Genomic DNA, 12,593 nt, shown 5'->3' on the forward strand with positions numbered 1-12,593 from the left:
GCCCGGCTTCCTCGTCGGCTTCGCGGTGCTGGTGCTGGTGAATAGCCTCGGGCTGATCCCGAAGGAAGTCACGCAGGCGGCCTCGAGTCTCTCGCGCTGGTGCCTCGTCGTCGCAATCTCGGCGCTCGGCGTGAAGACCTCCTTCCAGCAGCTCGCCGCGGTCGGGTGGCGCCCGGTGGCGATGCTGACGGCGAACACCGTCTTCCTAGCGGCGCTGATCCTGGGCGGACTGTGGTGGCTGCACTGAGGTGGCTGCACTGACCCCGAGGCGCTGAACGGCGCACCGCCAACCCCAAAAAAATACAAACGCAGACGGTCCCGAATCCTGCCCCATAAACGGGCCGGGAGGGGGAAGCTCCGTCCGCATCGAGGAGACACGGAAAAATGGCTTTGGATAAACAGGTGGATTGGTCCGACGTCGGTCGGCACTTCCGCGACGGCGTCAGCGTGATGTTCGGCGGCTTCATGGGCGTCGGCACCCCAGACGGCATCGTCGCCGTGCTGAGCGAGCAGGGCACCATGGACATCACGCTGATCGGCAACGACACGGCCATGCCGGACAAGGGCGTGGGGCCGCTGATCTCGGCGGGGCAGGTGAAGCGGGTGGTCGTGTCGCACATCGGCACGAACCCGGTCACGGGCAAGAAGATGATCGCCGGCGAGCTCGATGTCGAACTCGTGCCGCAGGGCACGCTCGCCGAACGCATCCGCTGCGGTGGGGCTGGGCTGGGCGGCGTGCTGACACCCACTGGCGTCGGCACCGTCGTCGAGGAAGGCAAGACGAAGATGGTCGTCGACGGCAAGAGCTTCCTGATTGAGCTGCCGCTGCGTGCCGACGTCGCGATCCTGAAGGCGAAGCGCGCGGACCGCGCGGGCAACCTCGTCTATGAGCGCTCCGCGCGCAATTTCAACCCGATCATGGCGCTCGCAGCGGATCTGGTGATCGCCGAAGTCGACGAGATCGTCGAGATCGGCGAAATCGATCCCGACCTCGTCATGACGCCGGCGGCGCTCGTCGACAAGATCGTCCTGGCGCGGGGGAACTGAAATGCAGGCGAAAGAAGTGATCGCGCGCCGTGTCGCGCAGGAGTTCCACGAAGGCTATGTCGTCAATCTGGGCATCGGCCTGCCGACCATGGTGCCGCGCTACCTGCCACAGGGGATGCACATCACGCTGCAGTCCGAGAATGGCTTCCTCGGCCTCGCGCCGCTCGAAGGCGAGCCAATGCCCGGTGTGGTCAACGCGGGGGGTGCCCCCTGCGGACTAATGCCCGGTGCAGCGATGTTCGACAGCGCGATGTCCTTCGCGCTGATCCGTGGCGGCCACGTGGACGTCACGGTGCTGGGCGGGCTGCAGGTCGACGAGGAGGGCAACCTTGCGAACTGGATGGTACCGGGCAAGATGGTGCCGGGCATGGGCGGCGCGATGGATCTCGTCACCGGCGCACGCAAGGTCATCGTCGCGATGGAGCACTGCACCAAGGAGGGTGAACCGCGGATTCTCGACCGCTGCACGCTGCCGCTCACGGCGAAGGGGCGCGTCGCCATGGTCGTCACCGAACTGGCGGTCTTCCGCATCACGCACGGCGAGTTCGTGCTGATCGAGCACGCGCCGGGCGTGTCGGTGAGCGATATCCGGGCCCGTACCCAGGCCCGCTTCGCAGTGTCGGACGAGGTCAAGGAAATGAATCTCGGCCTGTAGGCGCGGGCCACCGCTTTCACGGGGGTGTCCACAAGGCCACCTGATATTCCTCCTCTCCAGGATTCGGACACCCCTCCTTTTATGGGTTCTTCGCGCGATCAGGGGAAAGTAGAGGTTGACGGGTCGGAGGTTGTAGATTGGTAGTCGCCAAACAAACCGATCCCTTTCCTCTTCCCCGTCATGCGAGATGCTATGTTGGGCTTGGCCTTCTGGGAAGGCCATGTCGTCGATTCCTCCCAGCAGCGAACCGACGGTTCGCTGCTGCTGTCTTCTGAAGACGGCGATCAAGGAAGTCTGGTTCACCCCGACCGTGCGAGAGGGGGCACGAAGATGGAAAGACTGGTATCGCCTGGCCATCGATAGCGGGATTGCGCCGGCCATCGCCTTTGCCAAACGACTGCGCAAGTACCTGCGTGGCATCCTCGCCTCAGCTATCTTCCCGCTGAACACCAGCGTCCTGGAAGGCGTCAATAACCGCATCAAGGTCATCAAGCGCATGGCCTACGGCTTCCGAGACTCAGCCTATTTCTTCCTGAAGATCAAGGCTGCCTTTCCCGGAAAGACGCGATGAACCTTTTTATTCCTCAGCGCGGCCCCTCGCGGGCTGCCGCTTGAACCTTCGGACAAGCGTGCGCACTTCTGCAGCGTGCATTTCTTCAATTCCCCCGCTACGTGCCCTACTCGGCCAACCCCAAATGGATGCAGGACGAGCACGTCGCGCAGGCGCTCGCCGTGATGCGCAGCCTCGACATCGACCCGGCGAAGGTGAACCCCCAGGGCGGCGCGATCGCGCTGGGCCATCCGCTGGGCGCGACCGGCGTGATCCGCACCCGCCACCCTCGTGCATGACATGCGTCGCACCGGCAAGCGCTACGGGATGGTCACGATGTGCATCGGCACCCTCATGGGCGCAGCGAGGATCTTCGAGGTGCTGTAAACACCCCGCCCGACATCGCCCGAACCGAGTGAGATCCCCCCCAAGCAAGTGGGGGGGCAAGCCAGTCCCAATACTGGAGAATGATTTTCTCCAAATTCATCTTGCCGGAACAACGTATGCACGGTCAGGAGGTCGTCTTGAACAACATGGGCACGCGCAGCATGATGCCTACGCTGCGTTTCCGCTTGGACCGGATCACGATCAGGGCCAAGCTCTGGTCGATGGCGGCCTTCTCGCTGTTCAATCTGGCGGTGATCGGCGCGGTGGGGTGGTTCTCGGTCAGTCACCTGGCCGGCGCGCTGAAGGAAATTACCGATCGCAGCACGCCAGCGGTGGTCCTGATGGCAGAAATGCGCATGTGGCAAGCGAAGTCCCTGCTCGTGACGCGCGACATCGCGACGTGGCGTCCCGAGCGCTTCGCTGCCGAACAGTTGCGTCAGGATGGCATCGCCGAGGCGAACGATCTGGCGCGTTCGGTGATCGGGCGGCGAACCGAGGCCGAAAACCATGCGCATCATGCCCTCTCGAGCTACGTTGCCCTGCCGAAGAGCGATGATGAAGCCAGGCAATGGACCGTGGTCGAGGAGCGCTTGAAGGAGTTCGACGACACGTTCGAACCGGTCGTGCCGCTCCTCGAAGAGATGGCGAGCGCGCAGACCTGGGATCAGGTGCTGAACGTGATGCAGCGCTTCCAGATGATCGACGATCGCGTCGGCGCGGTGTGGGACCGCACCGAGACCGAGATGGACCAGCTGAACGCGGTCGTGAAGGGCAATGCCAAACTGATAAAGGAATCGGCGGAATCAGCCCGAAGCAGCGCGCAGGGGGCGATCGCCCTTGTATCGCTCGTGGCGGCGGCGGGGCTGGCCCTGCTGATCTTCTTCACGGTGCGCGGCATCACCGGCTCGCTGGACAAGCTCCGCAAAACCATGGTGACCGTCGCGGAACGCGGGGACTTCACGCTGAACGTCGAGTTCGACGGAAAGGACGAGATCGCCGACACGTCACGCGCGTTCAACAGCCTGCTCGTATCGGTGCGCACGCTTCTCACGCTGGTGCTGCGCAATGCGGAGGGCATCCGCACGGCCGCCGACACGACGTTGGGCGCGGCCGAGGAAGTGGCCGAAGCCTCGCGCCAGCAGACCGACTCTGCGGCTGCGATGGCCGCCGCCGTCGAGCAGATGACCGTCAGCATCGGCCACATCGCCCAGTCGTCCGGCGACGCGGTCGATTGTTCGCACGAGGCCGGAACAGCCGCGGACGAGGGCGCCGCCATCATCGCGCAGACGGCGGTCGAGGTGGGACACATTTCCGACCGCGTACGCGAGGCGGAAGCCACTGTCCAGGAACTCGGCACCCACTCCACGCGGATCTCGGCCATCGTCCAGCTCATCAAGGAGGTCGCGGACCAGACGAACCTGCTCGCGCTCAACGCGGCGATCGAGGCTGCCCGGGCGGGCCAAGCAGGGCGCGGCTTCGCGGTCGTTGCCGACGAGGTGCGCGGACTGGCCGAGCGGACGCGCAACGCCACCGAAGACATCGGCGGCATGGTGCATGCAATGCAGCGACTCGCAGGCAATGTGAATAGCGACATGGCGACCGTCGGGGGTAAGGTCAGGGACGGGCAGGCGCACGCCAATCAGGCCGCCGAGCGCATCGTTGCGATCCAGTCCAACACCCGCCAGCTTTCCGAGGCCGTCAATGACATTTCGCTGACCTTGCGCGAGCACTCGGCATCGTCGGAGGAAATCTCCCGCCAGGTCGAACGCGTGGTGCGGATGAGCGAGGGCAACGCCGCCTCCGCGACGCGGGCCGAAGACGTCGCCCAGGAACTGCAGACCATGGCCCTCTCGCTGCGCGAAGCCGTAGGCGCCTTCAAGGTCTGAGCCGCCGGGGCGACACCATGAGCCTTGCCGGGAGCCATGCGGGCGGTACCGACCTCGTTCGTGCGGACGACGGCGCGGAAATCCTGCACCGATACCGCAGCTTGCTCGGCGCTGCGAGTCGAGTCGGACGGATGTGTTATTGGTCGCTGGACTGTGCGGATGGTCATTACGAGACCAGCGACAACGCACCCGAACTTCTCGGTTGGCCCAACGGCATCACGCGGGTACCGGAAGCATATTTCAGTTCCCGGATTCATCCCGACGACCTGCCGACCGTCGTTCGTCAGCGCCGTAAGGCCGTTCGCGACGACAAGCCTGCGGAAATCGAATTCCGGTTCTGGCACGGTAATGATGGATGCTGGATATTCCTGCGTTCTCTTCTCTTCTTCGGTCGCGACGCACAAGGCAGGCCGGCCGCGCTTTATGGCTTCACCCAAGATGTGACGCGTCACAAACTCGCCGAGGCCGAACTCGCGAAGGAGCGTCAGCGTATCGAGTCCGCGCAGATCCTGGGGCGAATGGGAACCTGGCGATTCGACATCCGCACCCGGGTGCTCCACAGGAGCCTCAGTGCGATGCGCTTGCTGGGGAACGGGACTCCCGGCTTTGTCGCGATGGATGACGAAGAATCACTGGACGTTTTTCATCCGCAGGACCGTGATGGCATTCTCGCGGCGCTGGCTCACAGTTGCCGGGCGCTCGAACCGCTTGAACATGAGTACCGTGCGTGGCATCACGGAGAAAAGCGTTGGGTTTACCTGAAAAGCGTGGCCCATGCCATGCGTGACGCCGACGGCAGTGCGCACGAACTGCAGGGCTTCACCCAGGACATCACGCAGCAGAAGGAAAACGAAGAGCGCCTGCGTGTCGCGGCTTCGGTGTTCGAGCACAGCCGCAGCCTGATCGTCATCACCGACATCGCGCGGCGGGCGATTCAGGTCAATCCGGCATTCTGCGAACGGACGGGATATACGGCGGATGAGGTCGTAGGGCGCTGTCCGCAGGAGCTGATCCTGCGATCGGACCCAACGGACGAACGGCAACGAGAGCTGCGCTTCACCTTGCTCCGGGATGGTCATTGGACCGGCGAACTGGCCTGCCGGCGCAAGGACGGCGAACCCTTCACCATGGCGGTCACCGTCTCCGCCGTTCGCAATGAACAGGGACAGATCGACCATTTCATCTACGTCGGTGACGACATCACACAGCAGAAGCATGCCGAACAGCAGATCAATCGGCTCGCCTACTTCGACCCGCTGACGCAGTTGCCCAACCGGATGCGGATCAGGGAACAGGTCGAGTTGGCCATACGCCAGGCCGCGAGTGACGGGCGCGACCTGGCCCTGCTGTTCGTCGATCTCGACTATTTCAAGCACGTCAACGACTCGCTCGGCCACTCCGCCGGTGACCAGTTGCTGATCGAGGTCGCCGAACGCCTGCGGGCGGCGGTGCGGGCCTCGGACACCGTCGGCAGGCTCGGGGGCGACGAATTCATCGTCCTGCTGCCATTCGATGGCAACGAGGCTGCGCGCGTCGTCGCACAGAAACTCGTTGCGGCGCTCGCGCGGCCCTTCCAGATCGAGGACATGGCACTGACGGTGACTTCCAGCATCGGGATCAGCCTGTTTCCGCGCGACGGCGACAGCTACGACGCCCTGTTGCGGGCCGCCGATGCGGCCATGTACGAGGCCAAGGATTGCGGCCGCAACATGTTCTTCGAGTTCGTCCCCGAGATGAACGACACGGCACGCAAACGCCTGACGCTGACCAGCGAACTGCGTCGCGCGCTGCAGCGAAACGAGCTGCAACTGCATTATCAGCCGCAGGTGTCGCTGGTCGATGCGCGAATTGTCGGGGTCGAGGCCCTGCTGCGCTGGAAGCACCCGGAGTGGGGCATGGTCTCGCCGGCAGACTTCATCGAGGTAGCCGAGGAATCGGGACTGATTGAGCCGATCGGCGCGTGGGTCATCGAGGAGGCCTGCCGTCAGGCCACCGCCTGGGACGCCCTCGGTCTGCCGGCATTGAGCATGTCGATCAATTGTTCGACCCGCCAGTTTCTGCAGCCCCACGCCCTTCTCGAAACGGTGAGCGCTGCCCTGCGCAATTCCGGCCTGCCTCCGTCGCGCCTGGAACTCGAGATCACCGAAACCCAGATCATCAAGGACATCACCAAGACCCAATGGCTGCTCGCCCAGTGCCGCGCGCTTGGGCTAAGCATCGCGATTGACGATTTCGGCACCGGGTATTCCAGTCTCCTCTATCTCAAGCGTCTGCCGATCGACAAGTTGAAGATCGATCAGTCGTTCGTGCGCGACCTTGTCGAGAATCCCGACGACCGCACCATCGCCTCGATGGTCGCGGCATTGGGTCATTCGCTGGGCCTCAAGGTGATTGCCGAAGGTGTCGAGACCGCCGAGCAACTGGAGATCCTCGAGACCATGCACTGCGACGAAGGGCAGGGCTACCTCTGGAGTCGCCCCCTTCCGCCTGACGAGTTTGCCGCCAGATTCGCGCGACTCGTCGACCGTTCGGTGTCCGGTCGGTCCCCCGTGTTGCCGGAAGCACGGTGATTGGCGGCGACGAGACCGTGCAGTTCGTCGGCGTGTCGCGAAATGTCAAACTGTCGTCCCCATCCGGCAAGAGGAGAGGCCCATCGCCTCCGCATTATGGGGCAGGGCTTTCGGGGGCTGGGGGGCATTACCCCGGGCGTTGAACGGCTCCGGTCGGGGGCGTATCCCCGTGCGTGGCGGATGGCCCAATCGACGATGGGAGGGTAGCGTGAAGCATCTATTTCCGAAGGAAGCCGCGCAGTACCTGCGCGACCATTCCGACGCATTGTTCATCGATTGTCGCAGCGAAATGGAATACCGTTTCGCCGGTCATCCGGTCGGTGCACAGCAAGTGTCATGGAATGACGGGCCGGGCTGGGAGATCAATCCCGGCTTCATCGCCGAGATCACGCGGATGGCCGGCGGTCGGCACGATCGCCCCGTGGCGCTGATCTGCCGGACTGGGGAGCGCTCGGTCGAGGCGGGTGGAGCGCTCGAAGAAGCCGGTTTTTCGAACGTAGCCACTGTCATATATGGCTGCGAGGGGGATGTCGGACCTAAGCTTCGACGCGGTGAAGTGAACGGTTGGCGCTTCGACGGTTTGCCGTGGATCGTCAGCGGATGCGGAAAATGCGGCCCCTAGGTCCGGCTCGTTCACAGCGCCGACCAGGACTTGAGGGCCATGACGACCGCGATGATCCCGGCCGTGATGGCGAATCCCTGCTGCAGCGAAGGGCCGGAGATCAGGGGGGCCACCCTGCGTCCCAGGATCATGCCGAGAACCGCTCCTGCGACAAAGGGCAGGGCGGTCGCCAGGGGGGCGGGCCGTCCCTGCAGGATGCCTCCGACAAAGGTGAGCGAGCTGGCGAGCGCGATCGCCATCAACGAGGTCGCGACTGCAGAATGCATCGACAGCGGCAATGTCGTACGGATCGCGGGAACGATGATGAATCCCCCGCAAACCCCCAGCAGCCCAGAAAGAAAACCGGTTACAGCGCCGATCAGGGACACGGTGATGGCAAGCGGGCGAGTCCAGATCAGCCGCCCGGTCGTTGCATGCACACGGCCGACTCTGCCGATGGAAGGCCGGCCTTCACCCGCCACTGCCGAGCGCACGACGGTGGCGTCGTCCTTCGATACCGTCGCGGTGTAGAACATGCGCACAGCGACCACGGCAAGCACCAGAGCGAAGATCAGTGTCAGGTTCGTCTGTGACATGCGGTCCGCGACCCCGCCGATATTGCAACGGCCAGCAATGAAACGGTCGCGGCCTGGGTAATCGAATAACCGAGTCCAGCCATCAGCAGCGGCACGGCGAAGATCGAGCCGCCCGCCCCCGTCAGCCCCAGCACCAGACCGACGATCAGCCCGATCCCCACGCTCATTGGGGAAGCGTGCGATCGGGAATTAGGGAAGGTATCGGATGGCGCAAGCGGAATACCTCGTGGATGACAAGTGCGGAGTCGTATGCCCCAAATAAGCGTGCCAGTCAGCCACGAGTGTTGCGCTTCGATTCCTCACTGCAGGCGCTGGGCGGCATGCCGCGCGCGGATCCGCATGAGATCCGCCCCGTAATGGCAATAGCCGATTCCGAAGGCGACCGAGGCGGACAGGGCGACGAGCGGTATCAGTTGCATCGCGGAGAGCAGGCCGATGCGGTCGGCAAGCATCCCCGTGACGAACGGGCCCGGCGCCAGTCCCAGGAGGTTGTTCGCGAGCGTCAGTGTGGCGAAAGCCGTTGCATGGATCGAGGTGTGGGTCAGATTGGCGACCATCGCACCTGCGGGACCGGTGGTTCCGGCGACGAAGAACATGCCCAAGCCTATGACCACGAACTGCAGCGGACCCGCCGGTAGCAGAAAGCCCGCAACCAGCAGGACGCAGGAGGTGACCGAATAGATGATCGCGATCAGCCATTTGCGCACGGCGTGATCGCGGCTGAGGCGGTCGGTGATGATGCCGCAAGTGGTCATGCCGACCGCACCGATGAGGACGAAGGCCGCCGCCGCAAGGCCCGCCTTGTCGGGCGGTAGCCCGTAGTAGCGGTTGGCGTAGCTTGGCAGCCACGCAATCATCGACGCCATGGTGAAGAGTTGCAGGCCGCTGCCGACATAGGCACAGACGACCGAGACCGACGAGAACAATGCGGAGAACAGGCTGCGCAACGACGGAGGCGCGCACCGCCCTGCGGCTCCGATCTTGTGTGCCGGGGAGCTCCCGTTGTTTCCCGCGGACAAGCGGGTTTCCGTGACGATCACGCCATAAAGGAGGACGAGGCTGAGTCCGAACAAGGCCATGGCACCGAAGGCCCAGCGCCAGCCCATGTGCGTCGATACCACGCCGCCCATCGCCATGCCCAGGACCGAGCCGACCGCGCCGCCAGCCATGAAGGCTCCGGTCAGCGAAGAGCGCAAGTGCGGCGGGAAGACGCTCAGGATCAGGGCGATGCCCACGCTGCCGTAGGCCGCTTCGCCGACCCCGACGAAGAAGCGCGCGGCGAACATCTGGCCAAAGCCTTCGGCCAACGCACAGGCCAGGGTGGCAAGGCTCCACAGGCCCGCCATCAGGACGATGCTGCGAACCCGCCCCCAGCGGTCGGCCAGTACCGACAGCGGGAAGCTCAGGAGTCCGACGAGCAGGGCGACGATGCTGTTCAGGGAGCCGAGCTGGGTATCGGACAGGCCCCATTCGGCTTTCAGGACCGGGAACACGGCGTTCAACACCTGCCGCGACATGTAGTCGGAGATCAGCAGTCCGAAGGTCAGCGCAAAGACGATCCACGCAAAGCTGCGGGATACGCCAGGGGTATACGGGATCGTGCTCGCGTCGGCGACGTGAGTGGCCAAGGTTGTCTCCTCCAAATTGCGCCCGTTTGTTTTTATTTGGGCGGGTGGCTGCGGGTCAGGCGGATGCGGCAGGCGCCTCGTTCATCCGTATGTAAATGGTGCCGACGTCAGGAATGACGACGCGCGGTCCGGTGCGGCGCATTGGGGTGGAGCCCGAGCTACATCCACCCGAGCTGCAGCCGGAGGAACTCGCGGCCGAGCTACAGGAGCCGGGCCCGCAGCCGCTCGTCGGAGCGGGGGCGGCGCCGTCCTCTCCGTCATCGACGAAGGGGACGACCTCGACTTCGTAGCCCTTGGTTTTGTACTTCGCGACCAGCTCGGAAAGCCGCGGCTCCCCGATCTGCATCATGCGCATGTAGCCGGCGCGTTCGAGGCGTTCGTGCAGGGCGTCGATTTCGTCCGGGCTATCGGTGCGCATCAGGCTGAGGTGGATGACCTTTTTCGTCGTCATGGCGGCGTCTCCTTCGTCTATGAATTGCTTTTTTGTGCGACCACGTTAAGCACTTTGGCGAAGGGGTAATTGACCTGCCGGGGCATCGCCTTGACGTTTCGTGCCAGCGGCGACGGGGAGCCGAATGCGAGCCGCGACCAGTGCCGGGAACGGTAAGGCGATCACCGCTCCCCACCCGTGCGGCGGGGGGAGGTATGAGACAGAAAGTCAAAAATTTGGCTCGCCCGGTCAATCGGCGGTCCATTCCCCAAGCGCCTAATCGATTCCGCCAAGCGACGTGTGGATGACCGATGCGTTCGGCGGTCGCCTCACTCCATTAACGGACATCAGGTGCTTTCGTATGAATACTCAAACCATGACCATGGACGAACCCAGGGTCGTCGGCGGAATTCAGAAGACCCGGCCGATCGAGGAAATCAAGAGTGTCGTCATCCGCTTCGTCGGCGATTCGGGCGACGGGATGCAGCTCACCGGCAACGAATTCTCGAAGTCAGTCGCCCGTGCCGGCCACGATTTCGCGACGCACCCGGATTACCCCTCGGAAATCCGCGCCCCGACCGGCACGCTGTTCGGCGTTTCCGGGTATCAGATCCAGTTTTCGTCGGGCCAGGTATTCACGTCCGGCGATGCGCCGGACGTCCTTGTCGCGATGAACCCCGCGGCGCTGAAAACCAATCTGCCGGACGTGAAGCACGGCGGGATGATCATCGCCAACAGCGGCGCCTTCAACAAGACGAACCTGCAGAAGGCGGGCTACCAGAGCAATCCGCTCGACGACGGCACGCTGACCGATTTCCGTCTCTACACGATCGACATCGCGGACCTGACGAATCAGGCGCTCAAGGACACCGGGATCTCGAAGAAGGAGATCGGCCGCTGCAAGAACTATTACGCGCTCGGCCTGATGCTCTATCTGTATAGCCGCCCGATCGAGGACGAAGAACAGAACATCCGCGCGAAGTTCGCGAAGAAGCCGGAGATCGCCGAGGCGAACGTGATCGCGTTGCGCGCAGGCTACGCCTACGCGGAATCGACCGAGATGTTTGTCAGCACCTATCAGGTGCGTGCGGCTGACATCAAGCCCGGCCGCTATCGCAGCATCACCGGCAACCATGCTGCCGCGCTGGGGTTCGTGGCGGCGTCGGAACTGGCGAAGGTGCCGCTCTTCCTCGGCTCCTACCCGATCACGCCGGCCACCGACATCCTGCAGGAACTGTCGGCGCTCAAGCACTTCAACATCACGACCTTCCAGGCCGAGGACGAGATCGCCGGCATCTGCTCCGCGATCGGCGCCGCCTATGGCGGCGTGCTCGGGCTGACGACGACGTCCGGCCCCGGCATGGCGCTGAAGACCGAGGCGATGGGCCTCGCGGTGATGCTCGAACTGCCGCTCGTCATCACCAACGTCCAGCGCGGCGGCCCCTCCACGGGCCTGCCGACCAAGGTCGAGCAGTCCGACCTGCTGCAGGCGATCTATGGACGCAACGGCGAATGTCCGATTCCCGTGATCGCCGCCCGCTCGCCGGCCGACTGCTTCGACTGCGCGATCGAAGCCTTCCGGATTGCCGTGAAGTACATGACGCCGGTGATCTTCCTGTCCGACGGCGGCATCGGCAACGCGGCTGAGCCGTGGAGGATTCCCGATCCGGCCAAGCTGCGGCCGCTCGACGTCTGGTTCCGCACCGATCCGGACGGCTTCCAGCCCTATGCCCGCGACGAGAACCTCGCGCGCGCCTGGGTGCGTCCGGGCACGCCCGGCATGGAGCACCGCGTCGGGGGTCTGGAGAAGCACTTCCTCACCGGCAACATCTCCCACGACCCTTTCAATCACGAGCGCATGGTCGACCTGCGCGCCGCGAAAATCGCGGGCATCGCAAAGGACATCCCGCAGTTGGAGGTGGAAGGCCCACAAAGCGGCGACCTGCTGATCGTCGGCTGGGGTAGCACCTACGGCTCGATCGTGCAGGCGCGCGAGCAGGCCGAGGCCGCGGGCAAGTCGGTCGCCCACGTCCATCTGCGCCACCTTAATCCGCTGCCGGCCGATCTGGGTGACCTCCTCGCCCGCTACAAGACCGTGCTCGTGCCGGAGCTCAACCTCGGGCAGCTCTCGAAACTGCTGCGCGAACGCTACCTGTGCGATGTAATCGTCATGTCGAAGGTGCAGGGAAAGATGTTCAAGGTGTCCGAAATCTACGACCGCATCCTGGAGCTGTGCTGAGGAA

10 protein-coding genes and 2 pseudogenes are annotated in these 12,593 nt (G+C 64.1%); 9 read left to right on the top strand and 3 right to left on the bottom strand.

The genetic code is table 11. The features are described from left to right. The 8 genes and pseudogenes from VJ673_RS10720 to VJ673_RS10755 all read left to right on the top strand — a co-directional run. On the top strand, positions 1–247 hold a 247-nt coding region (locus tag VJ673_RS10720; RefSeq protein ID WP_324126091.1), incomplete at its 5' end, for a putative sulfate exporter family transporter. 137 nt (positions 248–384) lie between these two features. Further along, positions 385–1,047 carry an acetate CoA-transferase subunit alpha gene (gene atoD / locus VJ673_RS10725; RefSeq protein WP_324126092.1) on the top strand — a complete coding sequence of 221 codons (663 nt, stop codon included), beginning with the start codon at positions 385–387 and terminating at the stop codon, positions 1,045–1,047. A 1-nt stretch (position 1,048) separates the two neighbouring features. Next, complete coding sequence (locus VJ673_RS10730) at positions 1,049–1,702, top strand: 3-oxoacid CoA-transferase subunit B (protein WP_324126093.1); 654 nt, start codon at positions 1,049–1,051, stop codon at positions 1,700–1,702. A 187-nt stretch (positions 1,703–1,889) separates the two neighbouring features. Beyond that, complete coding sequence (locus VJ673_RS10735; protein WP_414635649.1) at positions 1,890–2,273, top strand: transposase; 384 nt, start codon at positions 1,890–1,892, stop codon at positions 2,271–2,273. A 143-nt stretch (positions 2,274–2,416) separates the two neighbouring features. Continuing rightward, positions 2,417–2,639, top strand: a pseudogene (locus tag VJ673_RS10740) (acetyl-CoA C-acyltransferase); the annotation flags it as partial. Positions 2,640–2,785: 146 nt separating this feature from the next. After that, positions 2,786–4,525: a methyl-accepting chemotaxis protein gene (locus VJ673_RS10745; protein WP_324126152.1), complete on the top strand. Its 1,740-nt coding sequence runs from the start codon at positions 2,786–2,788 to the stop codon at positions 4,523–4,525. Positions 4,526–4,542: 17 nt separating this feature from the next. After that, positions 4,543–7,095: a bifunctional diguanylate cyclase/phosphodiesterase gene (locus tag VJ673_RS10750; protein WP_324126094.1), complete on the top strand. Its 2,553-nt coding sequence runs from the start codon at positions 4,543–4,545 to the stop codon at positions 7,093–7,095. Between the two features lie 208 nt (positions 7,096–7,303). Beyond that, the gene (locus VJ673_RS10755; RefSeq protein WP_324126095.1) at positions 7,304–7,717 is read left to right on the top strand and encodes a rhodanese-like domain-containing protein; all 414 of its coding nucleotides are present in this window, start codon (positions 7,304–7,306) and stop codon (positions 7,715–7,717) included. Between the two features lie 11 nt (positions 7,718–7,728). On the opposite strand, the pseudogene VJ673_RS10760 reads toward VJ673_RS10755, so the two are convergent. From VJ673_RS10760 to VJ673_RS10775, 3 genes and pseudogenes are all read right to left on the bottom strand, one after another. After that, positions 7,729–8,459 (bottom strand): annotated as a pseudogene (locus VJ673_RS10760) (sulfite exporter TauE/SafE family protein). Positions 8,460–8,591: 132 nt separating this feature from the next. Further along, complete coding sequence (locus tag VJ673_RS10770; protein ID WP_324126098.1) at positions 8,592–9,920, bottom strand: MFS transporter; 1,329 nt, start codon at positions 9,918–9,920, stop codon at positions 8,592–8,594. A gap of 55 nt (positions 9,921–9,975) precedes the next feature. Next, positions 9,976–10,371 (bottom strand): hypothetical protein, encoded by a 396-nt coding sequence (locus VJ673_RS10775; protein ID WP_324126099.1) that lies wholly within the window; start codon positions 10,369–10,371, stop codon positions 9,976–9,978. A 340-nt stretch (positions 10,372–10,711) separates the two neighbouring features. Here VJ673_RS10775 and VJ673_RS10780 point away from each other — a divergent pair, with 340 nt between their 5' ends. After that, on the top strand, positions 10,712–12,589 hold the full coding sequence (locus tag VJ673_RS10780) for a 2-oxoacid:acceptor oxidoreductase subunit alpha (RefSeq protein ID WP_324126100.1): 1,878 nt from the start codon (positions 10,712–10,714) through the stop codon (positions 12,587–12,589). Positions 12,590–12,593 lie beyond the last annotated feature (4 nt).

It is taken from the genome of Aromatoleum sp. (assembly GCF_035254505.1).
In the GTDB taxonomy this organism is placed as follows: domain Bacteria; phylum Pseudomonadota; class Gammaproteobacteria; order Burkholderiales; family Rhodocyclaceae; genus Aromatoleum.